General features: G+C 57.8%; 17 protein-coding genes. 9 read left to right on the forward strand and 8 right to left on the reverse strand.

The genetic code is table 11. From position 1 onward, the window contains the following. Window positions 1-131: 131 nt before the first annotated feature. The 9 genes from AVO44_RS07385 to AVO44_RS07425 all read left to right on the forward strand — a co-directional run bounded on the left by AVO44_RS07385 (window position 132) and on the right by AVO44_RS07425 (window position 9015). Window positions 132-1382 carry a Zn-dependent hydrolase gene (locus tag AVO44_RS07385; protein WP_068334736.1) on the forward strand — a complete coding sequence of 417 codons (1251 nt, stop codon included), beginning with the start codon at window positions 132-134 and terminating at the stop codon, window positions 1380-1382. Window positions 1383-1469: 87 nt separating this feature from the next. After that, window positions 1470-2924 carry a dihydropyrimidinase gene (gene hydA, locus AVO44_RS07390; RefSeq protein WP_068334739.1) on the forward strand — a complete coding sequence of 485 codons (1455 nt, stop codon included), beginning with the start codon at window positions 1470-1472 and terminating at the stop codon, window positions 2922-2924. A 54-nt stretch (window positions 2925-2978) separates the two neighbouring features. Further along, complete coding sequence (locus AVO44_RS07395; protein WP_068334742.1) at window positions 2979-3773, forward strand: ABC transporter ATP-binding protein; 795 nt, start codon at window positions 2979-2981, stop codon at window positions 3771-3773. Next, a complete protein-coding gene (locus AVO44_RS07400) occupies window positions 3766-4698 on the forward strand; it encodes an ABC transporter permease (RefSeq protein WP_068334745.1) in 933 nt (310 codons plus the stop codon). The genes AVO44_RS07395 and AVO44_RS07400 overlap by 8 nt, the downstream gene beginning before the upstream one ends. Continuing rightward, window positions 4695-5540, forward strand: coding sequence for an ABC transporter permease (locus tag AVO44_RS07405; RefSeq protein WP_068334750.1), 846 nt, complete (start codon window positions 4695-4697; stop codon window positions 5538-5540). The genes AVO44_RS07400 and AVO44_RS07405 overlap by 4 nt, the downstream gene beginning before the upstream one ends. 56 nt (window positions 5541-5596) lie before the next feature. Continuing rightward, window positions 5597-6586, forward strand: coding sequence for an ABC transporter substrate-binding protein (locus AVO44_RS07410; protein ID WP_068335291.1), 990 nt, complete (start codon window positions 5597-5599; stop codon window positions 6584-6586). Between the two features lie 153 nt (window positions 6587-6739). Then, a complete protein-coding gene (locus AVO44_RS07415; protein ID WP_068334753.1) occupies window positions 6740-7453 on the forward strand; it encodes an ABC transporter permease in 714 nt (237 codons plus the stop codon). Further along, window positions 7446-8180: an ATP-binding cassette domain-containing protein gene (locus AVO44_RS07420; RefSeq protein ID WP_068334756.1), complete on the forward strand. Its 735-nt coding sequence runs from the start codon at window positions 7446-7448 to the stop codon at window positions 8178-8180. Before AVO44_RS07415 ends, AVO44_RS07420 begins: the two co-directional genes overlap by 8 nt. A gap of 19 nt (window positions 8181-8199) precedes the next feature. Next, window positions 8200-9015, forward strand: a complete 816-nt coding sequence (locus AVO44_RS07425) for an ABC transporter substrate-binding protein (protein WP_068334759.1) — start codon at window positions 8200-8202, stop codon at window positions 9013-9015. 4 nt (window positions 9016-9019) lie between these two features. Here AVO44_RS07425 and AVO44_RS07430 read toward each other — a convergent pair whose 3' ends face one another. From AVO44_RS07430 to AVO44_RS07460, 8 genes are all read right to left on the reverse strand, one after another. Beyond that, window positions 9020-9892: a helix-turn-helix transcriptional regulator gene (locus AVO44_RS07430; protein WP_068334762.1), complete on the reverse strand. Its 873-nt coding sequence runs from the start codon at window positions 9890-9892 to the stop codon at window positions 9020-9022. Beyond that, entirely contained in the window at window positions 9893-10018 is a 126-nt protein-coding gene (locus AVO44_RS21685; protein WP_263618944.1) for a hypothetical protein, read from the reverse strand. After that, window positions 10015-11292, reverse strand: coding sequence for a c-type cytochrome (locus tag AVO44_RS07435; RefSeq protein ID WP_068334765.1), 1278 nt, complete (start codon window positions 11290-11292; stop codon window positions 10015-10017). Before AVO44_RS07435 ends, AVO44_RS21685 begins: the two co-directional genes overlap by 4 nt. Further along, window positions 11293-12501, reverse strand: coding sequence for a formate dehydrogenase subunit gamma (locus AVO44_RS07440; protein WP_068335292.1), 1209 nt, complete (start codon window positions 12499-12501; stop codon window positions 11293-11295). A 74-nt stretch (window positions 12502-12575) separates the two neighbouring features. Beyond that, complete coding sequence (gene fdh3B / locus AVO44_RS07445; RefSeq protein WP_039530246.1) at window positions 12576-13172, reverse strand: formate dehydrogenase FDH3 subunit beta; 597 nt, start codon at window positions 13170-13172, stop codon at window positions 12576-12578. Between the two features lie 16 nt (window positions 13173-13188). Then, window positions 13189-16083 carry a formate dehydrogenase subunit alpha gene (locus tag AVO44_RS07450; RefSeq protein WP_068334768.1) on the reverse strand — a complete coding sequence of 965 codons (2895 nt, stop codon included), beginning with the start codon at window positions 16081-16083 and terminating at the stop codon, window positions 13189-13191. 104 nt (window positions 16084-16187) lie between these two features. Further along, entirely contained in the window at window positions 16188-16376 is a 189-nt protein-coding gene (locus AVO44_RS07455) for a ubiquinol-cytochrome c reductase iron-sulfur subunit N-terminal domain-containing protein (protein WP_068334771.1), read from the reverse strand. A 61-nt stretch (window positions 16377-16437) separates the two neighbouring features. After that, a complete protein-coding gene (locus AVO44_RS07460) occupies window positions 16438-17049 on the reverse strand; it encodes a TorD/DmsD family molecular chaperone (RefSeq protein WP_068334774.1) in 612 nt (203 codons plus the stop codon). Window position 17050 lies beyond the last annotated feature (1 nt).

A 17050-nucleotide genomic window follows, 5' to 3' on the forward strand; every position in this document is an offset into this window, starting at 1 on the left:
AGCGCCGAAACTTCTGGCGGCACCATGCAATTTCTTGACTGACGTCGAACCCGTGATAGCGTGAGTTTGACCATATGGTCAAATCAAGACACCACAAGCGAGCCAAATCGCAAGCAACAGGGAAGACACCAATGGCAGCTCCGGCGCAGAACCTCAGAATCAATGGCGACAGGTTGTGGGATAGCCTGATGGAGATGGCAAAGATTGGCCCGGGTGTTGCAGGCGGCAATAATCGTCAAACGCTGACGGATGAAGACGCCGAAGGACGCGCGCTTTTCCAGAAATGGTGTGAGGATGCGGGCTGCTCCATGGGATTGGACCAGATGGGTAACATGTTTGCGCACCGCGCTGGAACTGATCCAGATGCGCTGCCGGTTTATGTCGGGTCGCATCTGGACACACAGCCAACGGGTGGAAAGTATGATGGCGTGCTGGGCGTGCTGGGCGGATTAGAGATCATACGGACTCTGAACGATCTGGGTATCAAGACCAAGCATCCGATCGTGGCAACCAACTGGACCAATGAAGAGGGCACGCGTTATGCGCCGGCGATGTTGTCATCGGGCGTGTTTGCCGGGATGCACACGCAGGATTGGGCCTACGACCGCGAAGATGCCGAGGGTAAGAAATTCGGTGATGAGCTTCAGCGCATTGGCTGGCGAGGTGATGAAGAGGTTGGTGCACGCAAGATGCACGCCTTCTTTGAGCTTCATATCGAGCAGGGGCCAATCCTTGAGGCAGAGGGCAAAGACATCGGTGTGGTCACGCATGGCCAAGGTCTTAGCTGGACGCAGATCACTGTGACAGGCAAGGATGCCCATACCGGGTCGACCCCAATGCCGATGCGCAAGAACGCTGGCCTTGCGATGGCGCGAATTCTTGAGAAGGTTGATGAAATCGCGTGGTCCCATGCCCCGCATGCAGTGGGGGCTGCGGGACATATCGACGTATATCCGAACTCGCGTAATGTGATTCCGGGTAAGGTGGTCTTCACGGTCGATTTCCGCTCGCCCGAGTTGGACGTGATCACCGATATGGAAAATCGCCTGCGCGTTGCCGCTGAGGATATCGCCGACGAGATGGGTCTGCAGATCGAATTCGAGAAGGTCGGCGGGTTTGATCCTGTGAAATTCGATGAGGGCTGCGTGGCCGCCGTACGTGACGCGGCAGAACGGCTGGGCTATTCGCATACCGACATCATCTCGGGTGCGGGTCATGACGCGTGCTGGATCAACCGCGTGGCACCAACGGCCATGGTCATGTGCCCCTGCGTTGACGGGTTGAGCCACAACGAGGCCGAAGAAATCAGCAAAGACTGGGCTGCAGCCGGGGCGGATGTTCTGTTTCATGCCGTCGTCGAAACTGCGGAAATCATGGAGTAATCTGGACCAGCCATCCTCTGACGGGCGTTACCCATGAGACGGCAGGCTAACAAAACAAGCGGCGAAGACCGCGTTAGGGAGTTTAAAATGAGCACAGTTATCAAAAACGGCACTGTCGTCACTGCGGACTTGTCTTACAAGGCGGACGTGATGGTAGAAGACGGTGTGATCACCGAAATCGGGATAGGACTGAAGGGCGACAGGGAACTGGACGCGACGGGTTGCTATGTGATGCCGGGTGGCATTGACCCGCATACGCACCTTGAGATGCCGTTTATGGGAACGTACTCCAGCGATGATTTCGAAAGCGGAACGCGGGCGGCCTTGGCTGGCGGCACGACGATGGTGGTGGATTTTGCTTTGCCCAACCCTGGGGAAAGCCTGCTGGACGCCTTGAAACGCTGGGATAATAAATCGACACGCGCAAACTGTGACTATTCCTTCCATATGGCTGTGACCTGGTGGGGTGAGCAGGTGTTTGATGACATCAAGACCGTCGTGGAAGAGCGTGGAATCAATACGTTTAAACACTTCATGGCCTATAAAGGCGCGCTTATGGTGAATGACGATGAGCTGTTCGCGTCATTCAAGCGGTTGGCTGAACTGGGCGGGATCGCGATGGTGCATGCCGAGAACGGTGATGTCGTGGCCGAGTTGCAAGCCAAGCTGTTGGCCGAAGGTAATTCTGGCCCCGAGGCGCATGCCTACTCACGCCCGCCACAGGTCGAAGGCGAAGCCACGAACCGCGCCATCATGATCGCTGATATGGCGGGCGTGCCGCTTTACGTGGTGCATACCTCGTGTGAAGAAGCGCATGAGGCCATCCGCCGGGCGAAGATGCTAGGCAAACGCGTGTGGGGAGAGCCGCTGATCCAGCACCTGACGCTGGACGACAGCGAATATGCACATCCGGATTGGGACCATGCGGCGCGGCGTGTTATGAGCCCTCCGTTCCGTAACAAACAGCACCAGGATAGCCTGTGGGCGGGGCTACAGTCAGGCTCGCTGAGCGTCGTGGCCACCGATCATTGTGCGTTCACGACTGAACAGAAGCGCTATGGCGTCGGCGATTTCACCAAGATCCCGAATGGCACTGGCGGTCTGGAAGACCGGATGCCGATGCTTTGGACCCACGGTGTGAATACCGGCCGGTTAACGCCAAACGAATTCGTGGCAGTTACTTCAACAAACATCGCTAAGATATTGAATTGCTATCCGAAAAAAGGTGCAATCCTTGTGGGTGCTGACGCCGACATCGTCGTTTGGGACCCTGAAAAGAGCAAAACGATCACCGCCGAAGCGCAGCAATCTTCCATTGACTACAACGTGTTTGAGGGAAAAGAAGTCAAAGGCCTGCCGCGCTTTACCCTGACCCGCGGACAGGTGGCCGTGCATGACGGCGAGATCAAAACACATGAAGGCCACGGCAAGTTTGTTGCGCGTGAAGCCAACACCACCGTCAACAAGGCACTGAGCACTTGGAAAGAGCTTACTGCCCCAAGGCCAGTTGAACGATCGGGCATCCCGGCGACGGGGGTTTAGTGCAGGCCAGAAAGTACAGGTGCCGCATAAAGATAATATTTTCAAGGCAGTGCAATGAATACTGAAAGTACGACCGAGCCCGTAATTGAGGCAAATCAACTGGATCTGACGTTCCAGACAAATGACGGGCCGGTCCACGCGCTTAAAGACGTCAACCTGTCGATCAACAAGGGTGATTTCGTCAGCTTCATCGGCCCCTCGGGCTGTGGCAAGACCACCTTTCTGCGCTGTATCGCGGCGCTTGAAACGCCAACCGGGGGCACGTTGACTGTCAATGGCATGACACCGGATGAGGCGCGGCGAAACCGGGCCTATGGGTATGTGTTTCAGGCAGCGGGGTTGTACCCGTGGCGGACCATCGCGAAGAACATCAAACTACCACTTGAGATCATGGGATACTCATCAGCCGAACAAGATGAAAGGGTGAGCAAAGTTCTGGATCTTGTTGATCTAAATGGATTTGGCGGCAAGTTCCCTTGGCAGTTGTCAGGCGGCATGCAACAGCGTGCGAGCATAGCGCGGGCGCTGGCGTTTGATGCGGATCTTCTGCTGATGGATGAACCTTTCGGGGCGCTGGATGAGATTGTGCGCGACCACCTGAACGAACAGCTTTTGGCGCTGTGGGCGCGGACAGAAAAGACCATCGGGTTTGTCACTCACTCGATCCCTGAGGCTGTGTACCTCAGCACCAAGATCGTTGTGATGAGCCCGCGGCCGGGACGGATTACGGATGTAATCGACAGCCCTTTGCCGAAGGAGCGACCTTTGGATATTCGGGACAGCCCTGAATTCATCGAAGTTGCGCATCGCGTTCGTGAAGGTCTGAGGGCAGGGCATTCGGATGACTAGTACGGGGGTAAGGTCATTCTGGGCGGTCTTGACCGTTGTCGGCGTCATCATTCTGTTCTGGTATGCGGCGAGCGTGCCGATGAACATCAAGGGTGTGCTGACCGAACTCGAACGGGCCGGAGAATCCGTCGATCCACCCAACGCGGCCGATCGGCGGGACATGAATGAGTTTGGGCTGATCTTGGACAACAGCTTTGCGATTGACGAAACGTGGGAGCAGGACCGCCCGCGTCTACCGGCACCGCATCAGGTGGCCGAAGAGTTGTGGGACAGCACGGTCGAGAAAAAGATTACCTCGAAAAGATCATTGATCTACCACTCCTGGGTGACGCTCAGCGCCACAATGCTTGGATTTGCCATCGGCACTGGGCTAGGCATCCTGCTGGCCGTCGGGATCGTGCATAGCCGCGTTATGGACTTGTCGGTCATGCCTTGGGCCATCGTCAGCCAGACCATACCAATCATCGCACTTGCGCCGATGATCATCGTGGTCCTTTATTCTGTGGGCATTCAGGGGATTATTCCCAAAGCGATCATCTCGGCTTACCTCAGCTTTTTCCCGGTCGTGGTTGGCATGGTAAAAGGGCTGCGCAGCCCCGATGCGATGCAGTTGGACCTTTTGCGCACCTATAACGCCAGCCAATCGCAGGGGTTCTGGAAGCTGCGTCTGCCTGCGTCCATGCCATACCTGTTTACCTCGCTAAAGATTGGTATCGCGGCCTCACTCGTCGGAGCCATTGTTGGCGAACTGCCGACCGGGGCGGTTGCCGGTCTGGGCGCGCGTCTGCTGGCAGGGAGCTATTACGGTCAGACAGTGCAGATCTGGTCGGCGCTGTTTGCGGCAGCGATATTGGCGGCATGTCTTGTTGGTCTGCTGGGCCTGATCGAGCGTTCGGTTCTGAAACGGATGGGGATGGCGCAATGATACTTGTTTTCTGCGCAATCCTTCTGTGGCTGTTCGGCTGGTGGGTAAATAGCCGACTGGCAAGCGGACCCTATGCCGATACGCCGACTGTGCGGTTTCTAGCACCCCTTATCTTTGGTCTTACGATCATAGGGATATGGGAACTGACGGTGCGGGGGCTTGATGTACCCCTAGTCATCCTGCCTGCGCCATCCTTGATTGCAGTGCGTTTTGCAGACAGCCTGCCAATTCTTTGGGCTGACTTTGTTCAGACGATCATCAAAGGGGCGCTCAGCGGTTACATCATCGGGTGCGGATCGGCCTTTTTGGTGGCGATTGCCGTGGACAGGTGGGATTTCTTTCGGCTTGGGCTGCTACCGGTCGGCAACTTCGTCGCAGCCCTGCCCATCGTGGGAACTGCCCCCATTTTGGTTATGTGGTTCGGTTTCGACTGGCACTCCAAGGCGGCGGTGGTTGTAGTGATGGTGTTCTTTCCGATGCTGGTAAACACCGTAGCTGGCCTCCGAGAAGCCACGGCCATGCAGCGCGACCTGATGGAGACTTACGCGGCGACCTATTGGCAGAGCTTTCTTAAACTGCGCCTTCCTGCAGCGATGCCGTTTATTTTCAATGGGCTAAAGATTTCTACCACTCTTGCGCTGATTGGCGCTATCGTGGCCGAGTTCTTTGGTTCGCCGACCTTGGGTATGGGGTTTCGGATTTCAACCAGCGTTGGGCAGCTTTCGCTGGATATGGTCTGGGCCGAGATCGTCGTGGCCGCCTTGGCCGGGACGGCGTTTTACGGCTTGGTGGCCGTGATCGAAAAGGCGGTAACCTTCTGGCACCCGTCGCAACGCGGATAACGAAGATTAAACAGACCTCGAAAACGGGGCACCAACAACAACTAGGAGAGATGAAGATGAATAAGCTACTCAGCGGGGCGATTGCTGCCTTCAGCCTGGCAGCCAGTACGGCCTTGGCGGCGGATGAAGTAACGCTGCAACTAAAGTGGGTCACGCAGGCACAGTTCGCGGGCTATTATGTCGCCAAGGACAAAGGGTTTTATGAGGAAGAAGGGCTGGATGTTACGATCTTGCCGGGCGGTCCGGATATCGCGCCGACGCAGGTGATTGCAGGCGGTGGCGCCGATGTCACCGTTGAGTGGATGCCCGCCGCGCTTGCCGCACGTGAAAAGGGCTTGCCGCTGGTCAATATCGCGCAGCCGTTCAAAAGCTCTGGCATGATGCTGACATGCTGGAAAGATGCTGGAATCTCGTCGCCCGAAGACCTTAAGAACCGCACGCTGGGTGTTTGGTTTTTCGGCAACGAATTCCCGTTCATGAGCTGGATGAGCCAGTTGGGCATCGACACCAGCGGCAAGAGCGAGAACGGTGTTGAGGTCCTGAAGCAGGGCTTTAACGTTGATCCGTTGTTGCAGCGTCAGGCCGATTGCATCAGCACCATGACCTACAACGAATACTGGCAGGTGATTGATGCCGGTGTCAGCCCGGATGAGCTTGTCACCTTTAAATACGAGGAACAGGGCGTCGCCACGCTTGAGGACGGCTTGTACGTTCTGGAGGAAAACCTGAGCGATGAAGCTTTTGTTGACCGCATGGAACGATTTGTTCGCGCCTCGATGAAAGGCTGGAAATACGCCGAGGAAAACCCGGATGAAGCAGCTGAAATCGTCCTGGAGAATGATGCGACCGGTGCGCAGACGGAAGAACATCAAAAGCGCATGATGAGCGAGATTGCCAAGCTGACTGCCGGTTCAAACGGAGCGCTCGAAGAGGCGGACTTTCAGCGCACGGTGGATACTCTGCTGGCCGGCGGATCCGATCCTGTGATCACCAAGCAGCCCGAGGGCGCGTGGACACACACGATTACCGATGCTGCCCTGAACTGATCTTTGGCAAATTCAGAAACTGGCGCGGTCCCAACTGGGGCCGCGTTTCCTTTTGGTGCATAGGAATTGATACTGTACTTGGGTTGAGAAACGAGTAGTATTCTTTTGTAATTTGACGCGTTTTATACGGCTGATCCTAGAAAACAGAAGAACATGCAAAATTTTGCAACAGAATTCAACGCAGCCATGGCTTTGATCCTGAACGGGGATGCAGAGCTTTGGGCGATTGTGCTGTTGTCCCTGAAGGTTTCGCTTTTCGCTGTTCTGATTTCTGCGCTGATCGGCATGCCCTTGGGGGCCGCCTTGGCGGTTGCGCGGTTTCCCGGACGGCGCGTGTTGATCGTTCTGATGAACGCGCTGATGGGTCTTCCTCCTGTCGTTGTGGGGCTTCTGGTGTATCTGATGTTGTCGCGTTCGGGTCCGCTTGGAGTTTTGGAGCTATTGTACACGCCAACCGCCATGATCATCGCACAGGTGGTTCTGGTCACCCCCATCATCGCGGCGTTGACCCGCCAAGTCATCGAGATGCTGGCTGAGGAGTATTCGGAACAGCTCCGCTCGTTGGGTGTGTCACGGCTGTCCTCGGTCCCGGTCTTGTTGTGGGATGCGCGGTTGGCGCTGGTAACGGCGCTCTTGGCTGGTTTCGGGCGCGCCATTGCTGAGGTCGGGGCGGTGATCATCGTGGGCGGGAACATCAACCATGTGACGCGGGTGATGACGACGACAATCGCGCTTGAAACGTCCAAGGGTAACTTGGCGCTGGCGCTGGCGCTTGGTGCGATCCTGATCGGCATCGCGGTTGCTGTGACTGCCATGGTCAGCACACTCAGCTTAAGGGCCGAACAGGAAGGGCTGCGCCATGCGTGACCTGGTTTCAGATATGGCAAGTTGCCTGTCGGTGGGTGGCGTACGGATTACGCGCAAAGGTAAGGCCTTGCTGGACGTACCCAGTTTGAACCTCGACGGGCCGGGCTCAACCTTGATCCTTGGGCCGAACGGAGCGGGTAAAAGCCTTTTGTTGCGGTGTCTGCATGGGTTGATTGTACCGGATCGTGGACAGGTGATGCAGGATGGGGTGCCCCTGAACGCTGAACGCAAAGCACGACAGGGGATGGTGTTTCAACAGCCTGTCTTGCTGCGCCGGTCTGTTGCGGCAAACCTGGATTTTGTCCTTAAACGCCAAGGTTTGCCCCGCAGTGAACGGAAAACCCGCATCCAGAATTTGCTAACCGAGGGTGGGCTGGATGGCAAGGCTCGGCAGTCTGCCCGGTCGTTGTCTGGGGGGGAGGCGCAACGCCTAGCCATTCTGCGCGCCCTCGCGCTTAACCCCGAGACGCTGTTTCTGGATGAACCCACCAGCGCGCTTGACCCGAGCGCCACGCAGATGATCGAACGGATGGTTCAGCGGGCCTCATCCCGAGGCGTGCGTATCGTGATGGTGACGCATGATATCGGTCAGGCCCGACGATTGGCTGCCGACATCGTAATGATGCAGGGCGGTCGGGTGGTTGAACACGGTGCGGCGCAACAGGTGTTGGATGCCCCCGAAAGCGACGCCGCACGCCGATATCTGGCAGGCGGGCTGGTTACCTAATTTGAAATTGGAGTTCTAGATGATCCGGAACATTGTTCAGGCAACCTTGATCGCTGTCGGTTTGACGGCGACAGAGGCGAGTGCCGAAGCGCCGTTTATCGTAGTTCAATCAACAACCTCGACCCAGAATTCGGGCCTTTTGGACTATATCCTTCCGGGGTTTGAGGCTGAAACAGGCATAGATGTCCGGGTGGTTGCTGTTGGCACAGGTCAGGCGATCCGTAACGCGATTAACGGGGATGGGGATGTGCTGCTGGTGCATTCCAAACCAGCCGAGGAGAAATTTGTGGCCGACGGCTGGGGCGTTCAGCGTTTTGACGTGATGTACAACGACTTTGTGTTGGTCGGGCCGAAGTCTGATCCGGCACAGGTGAAGGGCGGCACGGATATTGTGGCTGCACTGACTGCGGTCGCCGAGGCAGAAGCCCCCTTTGCTTCGCGCGGGGATGACAGCGGCACGCACAAGGCAGAGATGCGCCTGTGGGATGCTACGGCTGCCGAACCCACTGCGGCATCAGGGACGTGGTACCGAGAGACAGGCTCGGGCATGGGGGCGACGCTGAATGTGGCAAACGGAATGGGGGCTTATGTGCTGACGGATCGCGCCACATGGCAATCCTTCGGGAACAAGGACAATCTTGAGGTTCTGGTCGAAGGCGATCCGCGTTTGTTCAATCAGTATGGTGTCATTCTTGTGAACGCGGAAAAGCACCCTCATGTTCGCGCCGCTGCAGGTCAGAGGTTCATCGACTGGCTCATCGGTCCGCATGGTCAGGAAGCGATCGCGTCGTACAAGCTGGACGGTCAGCAGTTGTTTTTTCCGAACGCAGATTAAAGCGTCAGCCGCTGGCGCCGTTGTGGTGGATTGTTCCCAATCCGGACAGGTCATAGCCACTGAATTCCGCGGCGCGGATGCTGAAACGTTCTGATTGCAGAAAGCCCAGCAGTTTCAGCATCGGATCCTCGAAATAGGCGCGTCGCCAGATGGCCAGATCCAGACGTTCGGAATGGGTCGGGACGAAATTCAGATCATAGAGCCCAGCCAAGGCACCCAGCCCGAACCCAACCTCGGCCTTGCTGTCGTGCAGGGCAATGGCCAGCTCTTCTTCGGTGCGGGCAGCGGTGGGTAGAGTGTCCAGATCGTCGCGCGTCAGCCCGTGGGCTTCAAGCTGCGTGTCGAATAACCGCTGACTGGCGGCGCTGTCCTGACGCAGGATCACCCGCCTTCCTTTCAAATCGGAAAATCCGGAGATGCCCGTGGCTTTTGGGGACAGAAGCAGCCCGCGCTGTCGCTGCGCGATTTCGTAAAGAACAACCGGAGCCTCACCGAGATTGGCACGCAAGGACTGCGTGTTAAAGCCGTTGTCTTCGTGAATATGCAGCGCCGCGGCTTGTGCGCTGCGATCCTTCAGGCGGTCCAACCCATCGAACGAGCCGTCATAATACGTCGCCAGACCCGATCCACTTTCACGCAGCGCCCAATCTAGCAACGGATCATGACTGCCTGCGACAATCGGGGGTAGCGGAGGTTCTGCCACCTGCGGGCCTGAGCGTGAGGCATTGAGCCATGCGATAACCTCGGCCCTTGGAAACAGAAGCTTACCCATGGCGCGCACACAGGGAACCTCACCAGATGAGGCAAGGTCATAGGCCTTCCGCTCGCCAATGCGCAGCAGGTCAGCCAGCTCTTTCGTCGTCAGGTATTCAGACATTTAGTCGAGGCGCACAGCGGATCCGGATCCCACATCCGCCGCGCTGAATCCCATCTGTTGCAGCGCAAAGGGTGCAGCAGCGGTAATCACGACCATTGCGGCCACAGCGGCAATAAAGGCTTTCATCGGTCTCCTCCGGTTGCGTTCTCCGGTGCCGTTGCGCGGCGCAGAAAGGCGACCAAATCGTCGCGGTCTTGCGCTTGTGTAATCCGTTGCATCGGCATCTTTGACCCCGGAATGTAGTGGTCTGGCCCTTCGTCGAAAAGGGCATCTATCGTATCGTCATTCCAAATGATATCAGAGTCTTGCAGCGTATCCGAGTAAAAATATCCCGGCAGAGTTCCAGCCTTTCGACCAAAGACGCCGTGCAATGTCGGACCCGCCCGCCTTTCCCCATCCGGTGTCAGGCTATGACAGATCGAGCATTTGCGGGCAAACTGGCGTTCACCATTGCTCATCTCTTCCGGGTTTTTAAGGAAACTTGGTTCAATCGAAGCCATTTGCGCCTGATCACCAAGTGCTGACACAGGCCAACTATACATCGCCTCATCAATACCGCCCGCGTGAATATTCCGTCCGTCGGTAGAAAACGCCAAAGCCCAAACCGGCCCACGCAGGGTGGCGCGGAAATCCTGTGCGATACGCCAGTCCTTCGTGTCGATGATCATGATGTAACCTTCACCGTCGCCCACTGCCAGCATTGTGCGATCCGGGCTAAGCGCCAAGGCCAGGATAGGACGGCGGCCAAGGGTAAAATCGCGCTCTTCTCCGGTATTCAGATCCAATATGCGCGTCACACCGTCCACCGCTCCATAGGCAATCCAGTTGTCTTGGGTGTTCAGAACAAGCTCATTTATCCCAAAGCCATGTTCGACCAGACGCCGTGTTTCCTCGCCGCTGGCCACATCCCAAATTCGCAAAGTTCCATCCATACCGGCGGAATACAATGTGGCACCATCGGATGAGAAGGCGACAGCGTTAACCCCGCTACCAATGGTTAGGGTATGTGCGTTTGAACCGTCCTCGGGCCAAAGTCCGATGGTGCCGTCCCAACTTGCCGTTGCCACGTGAGTTTTCGAGGTCGCAAGTCCCACGATCTTTCCCTTGTGACGGCCAACAACCTCGCCACCCGGCCAGCGGCGCAAGGTAAAGTCATCTCCGGCTGAGTAGATCGCACGCCCGTTGAAAGAGACACAGTTTACGGCGGCCTCGTGCCCCTCAAGCCATTCCGGCTTGCCGTCCGACCACAGCCCAACGGAATTATCGAAGCTTGCCGTCGCGATCCGCCCGTCAGGCGCGGTCGCGATCCCCATGATCGGGCCGCCGTGACCTTTGAGCGTAAAGAACTCGGCCAAGGCGGGCAGGGGGATCAGAGCAAGTGCAACGGCCAGCCAGCGCATCTATTCCGCAGGCGAGGCCGCTGCTTTTCCGGCTTCTTTTTCCTGCACCTCTTCCAACCACAGCGAGTGATGTTCGCGCGCCCATTGTTCTTCGACTTCACCCGTGCCCATGGCATCGAACGCGCCTTCCATCCCGACAGAGCCAAGGTAGATATGCGCAATGATGATGGCGATAAAGATATAAGCGACGATCACGTGCCAGAGCTGCGCGTACTGCATCTCTTCCTGCGGGGACATTTGCGTCGGCAGGTTCAGGCCAAGCATCTGAGGAATTCCCGTGGCATTTGCGACCGAGAAGGTTTTGGCGAACATCGGCAGTTCGAACGGGAACAGAAGCGACAGGCCCGACAGGCTGATCGATATCCCCAGCAGGACACAGGCCCAGAAGATCACCTTTTGGCCGGCGTTGAATTTCTTGGCGGGCGGGTGGCTTCCTTTGGTGAATAGCCCCCCTCCGGCGGCCAGCCATTTCAGGTCGGTGCGGTTGGGGATGTTATGCGCGATCCAATTCACGGTGATGATGACCAACCCCAGCATAAAGGCCCAGGCCAGATTGTTGTGCAGCCACTTACAGCCCTGCGCGATAGTCGCGAACCCTTCTTTTCCAAAGATCGGGATAAGGAAGTCGCGGCCATAAAGGGTCAGCAGCCCCGTTATTCCCAGTACCAGGAACGAGCCCGCAAACAACCAGTGGCCGAAACGTTCAAACCCGTTAAAGCGAAGCACGGTCCGGCCTGTTTTTTCCCCGTCTATGCGAATTCTTCCGCGCAGCAGGAAAAACAGCACGAGGATGGCCAGCATTCCAGCAATGATATACGTTCCGTATTCGCGCAGCGGACCGGTGCGAAATGCCATCCACCACATACCACCGTCCTGAATCAGAACGCTGTCGGCGGGTCCGCGCGACGACACTGTTACATCTGCTGACCCGTAGCGCAACGCTCGGTAGACGTCGCTGTCCGAGGCAACCCCGCGTGTCCCGAACTGCCCCAGCAACCCTTCGACATTGCCTTGGCCGGTGTTTTGCGATCGGTAGCTGTCATCCACTTTTTCACCGCGCTGACGGGCCAGGATATCCTCTAACGTGGTTGCGCCGCCTGTAGAGGCGCGCTCATTCGCGGTGGCCGGTGCCTCGGTCTCGTTGGTTTGCGCGATGGTGGCTTGTGCCAGTCCAATGGTAAACAGCAATGCGATGAATAAGCGGAACATCTGAACCTCGGTCAAAATCCCTGATCAGGCGACCCACGCATGCAGGTCGCCTGTTTGGTTTACGGAAAGCGGCCTTAGCCGTCTTTCTGGTCGTAAGCCGTGCCCCAGCCCCAAGCGCCCGAGCCAAACCCGCGCGCGACGACACGCTCACGGTAGATGGCGGACACCACGTCGCCGTCACCGGCGAGCAGGGCTTTCGTGGAACACATCTCGGCGCAGATGGGCAGTTTGCCTTCTGCGATCCGGTTGCGACCGTATTTGGCGAACTCTGCGGTCGAGTGCGTTTCCTCGGGCCCACCGGCGCAGAAGGTACATTTGTCCATCTTGCCGCGTGATCCGAAGTTGCCCGCCTGCGGATACTGCGGCGCGCCGAAGGGGCACGCGTAGAAGCAATAGCCGCAGCCAATGCACAGGTCCTTGGAATGCAGGACGACCCCTTCTTCGTTCTGATAGAAGCAGTCGACCGGGCACACCGCCATGCAAGGCGCGTCCGAGCAATGCATACAGGCCACCGAGATCGAGCGTTCGCCCGGGTCACCGTCATTGATCGTCACCACCCTGCGGCGGTTCACGCCCCACGGCACCTCGTGTTCGTTCTTACACGCGGTGACGCAGGCATTGCACTCGATGCAGCGTTCGGCGTCGCAGAGAAATTTTGCTCTTGCTGCCATGTTCTCTTTTCCTCCCTTACGCTGCCCAGATTTTGCACAGAGTCGCTTTGGTCTCTTGCATCTGGGTCACTGAATCGTAGCCATAGGTCTGGGCGGTGTTGGTGCTTTCACCCAGCACATAGGGATCGGCGCCTTTCGGGTATTTCGCCCGTAGGTCCTCGCCCTGGAAATGGCCACCGAAGTGGAATGGCATGAAGGCCACGCCGGCACCGACCCTGTTGGTCAGCATCGCCATCACCTTGACCTTGCCACCTTCCGGACCTTCCACCCAGACCTGTGATCCGTCGCGAATTCCAAGGTTGTTGGCATCGCGCGGATTGATCTCGACGAACATGTCCTGCTGAAGCTCAGCCAGCCATGGATTTGACCGCGTCTCATCCCCGCCGCCTTCATATTCGACCAGACGACCTGACGTGAGGATTATCGGGTAATCCTTTGAAAAGTCGTTCTTCTGGATAGAAGCATAAAGGGTCGGCAGGCGATAAGCCTGACGGTCTTCGTAGGTCGGATAGTCCTCCACCAGATCGCGCCGGTTGGTATAGAGCGGCTCGCGATGCAGTGGGATCGGATCCGGGAAGGTCCAGACGACCGCGCGGGCCTTGGCGTTCCCGAAGGGCGCGCAGCCATGCTTGATCGCAACCCGCTGGATACCGCCGGAGAGGTCGGTTTTCCAGTTGGTCTCTGGTCCCGCAACGGCGTCGATGGCCGCGCGTTCCTCATCCGTCAGGTCTCCATCCCAGCCAAGGTCCATCAGCATTTGCATCGTGAATTCGGGATATCCATCCTGAATTTCCGACCCAACACTATAAACCCCTTCGGCCAACAGGTTGTCACCATCGCGTTCCACGCCAAAGCGCGCGCGGAAGGTCAGGCCACCTTCGGCCACCGGTTTGGACATATCATAAAGGTTCGGTGTCCCTGTATGACCCATTTCCGGCGTTCCCCAGCAGGGCCAGGGCAGGCCGTAGTATTCGCCGTCATTCGGACCGCCAACAGCCTGCAGCGTGGTTCTGTCGAACGTGTGCTGATTGGCCATGTGACTTTTCAGACGTTCCGGCGATTGGCCTGTATAGCCGATGGTCCAGAGGCCGCGGTTGAACTCACGCGTGATGCTTTCAACATTCGGGGTCTCGGGGTCCTCCATCTCGATATTGCGGAACAGACGATCCGCCCAGCCGAACTTGTTTGCGAACTTGGCCATGATGACCTCGTCCGGCAGGCTTTCGAACAGCGGATCGACCACTTTATCGCGCCACTGTAGCGACCGGTTCGAGGCCGTGACCGAGCCACGGGTTTCGAACTGCGTACAGGCGGGCAAGAGGTAGACGCCATCGGTGCGGTCATGGAGAACAGCCGAGACGGTGGGATACGGATCAATTACGACCAGCATGTCCAGCTTTTCCATTGCCGTCTTCATCTCCGGTCCTCGCGTTTGCGAGTTCGGAGCGTGACCCCACAGAACCATGGCGCGAACGTTGTTGTCCTGATCCATGTTTGCCGGGTCCTCTAGAACACCGTCGATCCAACGAGACACCGGAATGCCGCGTTCGTTCTGAAGCGGCTTGTCCTTGCCGTCCTTGTCTTTGATCGAAGCGAACTGACCAGCCAGCCATTCTGGGTCTTCACCCCAGACGCGTGCCCAATGGGCCCATGCACCTTTTGACAGACCATAGTAGCCGGGCAGGGTGTGAGACAGAACACCAAGGTCCGTCGCGCCCTGCACGTTGTCGTGGCCGCGGAAGATGTTGGTGCCACCGCCAGACGTGCCCATGTTACCAAGTGCAAGTTGCAGAACGCAGTAGGCGCGGGTGTTGTTGTTCCCGTTTGTGTGCTGCGTGCCACCCATGCACCAGATCACTGTTCCGGGGCGATTGTTCACCAAAGTGCGCGCCACGCGCTTCAGCTGTGAACCGGGTACACCCGTCACGCGCTCGGTTTCTTCTGGCGTCCAGTTGGCGACCTCTTCGCGGATCTGGTCCATTCCCCAGACACGGGTGCGGATGAACTCTTTGTCCTCCCAACCGTTGTCGAAGATGTGCCACAGCATTCCCCAGATCAGGGCAACGTCTGTTCCGGGACGGAACCGGACATATTCATCTGCGTGTGCCGCTGTGCGCGTAAAGCGCGGGTCACACACAATCAGCGGTGCGTTGTTCTGCTCTTTCGCGCGCAGAACATGCAGCAGCGAGACGGGGTGCGCCTCGGCCGGGTTGCCGCCGATGATGAAGATCGCCTTTGAGTTATGGATGTCGTTGTAGCTGTTGGTCATGGCGCCGTAGCCCCATGTATTCGCAACACCCGCAACCGTGGTTGAGTGACAAATCCGGGCCTGGTGGTCCACGTTGTTCGTACCCCAATAAGCGGCGAACTTGCGGAACAGATAGGCCTGTTCATTGTTGTGCTTTGCAGACCCCAACCAGTACACGCTGTCTGGTCCGGATTCCTGGCGGATGTTCATCATGCCGTCGCCGATCTCATTGATCGCCTCTTCCCAGCTGATGCGTTTCCACTCTCCGCCTTCTTTTTTCATCGGGTATTTCAGGCGGCGCTCGCCGTGGGCGTGTTCGCGAACCGAGGCCCCCTTGGCGCAGTGCGCACCCAAATTGAACGGGCTATCCCAGCCCGGCTCCTGACCGATCCATACGCCGTTCGATACTTCGGCAACCACGGTGCAACCGACCGAACAATGCGTGCAAACCGATTTCACTAGGTTGACCGCGCCGGTGGCTGTGGCGGCGGCATTGGCCTGTGTCACGGTTCCACCCGTGGCGCTGATCGCGGCAAGGCCGCCAATCGTCAGGCCCGAGCCACGCAGGAATGCGCGGCGATCGACGGTTTTCTCGCCGATTTGGGACAGGATACTTGTCCGCTGGGGGCGTCTCGCAACCCCGTTGGTCTTTTTCCTAAGCATTTTTCTCCTCCCTTGCTGGCCATGACCTGCATGGCTGGCTTGGTGCTGTTGATGCCGACGTCAGGGCCAATCGCAACCGTCTGCCGGGTGTGACAACGTCCGGGTTAGAACCGGGCGCTGTCGAGGTAAGCGCGCGTATGCGCGGTGTCCTGCATCCGGGTTTCGTCCGTTGGCAGCTCGGCTGCTTCGGCCTGTCCGGTCAGGCTGGCGGCGGCAACGGCAGCGGGTGCGGCGGTTCCGGCCAGTTTGAGGAAGTCGCGGCGCGTTGCGCCTTCTTCCTTGGTCTTGCTCATGGGCTTCTCCTTTCCCATTTGCAGTTTGACGCCCCAAAAGGCGCCGGTGAATGACAGCGGTTCAGGCTGTCGTCATTCGAAACGCCTCGCGCTCGATCTCCATGAACACCCGACCGGCCGTGCCGACAGATGCGTAAAGAACCGATGCTTCGGCGGCTTCCAGATCCGCATAGAAATGCGTGGCCCAGGGGCCGATATGCTTGTTCCAGAACGCCTTTTGATCAGCCAGTGTGGCAGGCACACCAAAACGGCCAACGATCATGCCCGCCATCATCTCCATCAACGAGGCAATATTGTCCTCTGGCTCAAACACGTTTTGGGCCCGCGTGATACTGCGTGCGGCCATGTCCTTGCGCAGCTGCGCCAAGGGTTTTTCGTTCAGAAAACCGGTCAGGTAAAAGCTTGCATAGGGCAGCAGCTCGCCACGTCCCAGCCCAATGAACAGCGCGTTGAACTCACGTTCCGCAGCGGCGGGTTTGGTGACTTTTGCCACACGCGCCATGGCCTGAATGGCCTGCCCCAGATCAGTATCGTCACCAGTCAGGCCAGCGACCTGATCCAGCAGCATCTGATCCGGTGGGGCAGCTAACAGAAGCCCAAGAAAGTTATAGAAATCAGCGCGCAGGCGATCCTCGGATGAGACATCAAGTTGTTGCGCGTTGTTTGCGGTCATG

This window comes from Ruegeria profundi, from assembly GCF_001507545.1.
Lineage (GTDB): Bacteria > Pseudomonadota > Alphaproteobacteria > Rhodobacterales > Rhodobacteraceae > Ruegeria > Ruegeria profundi.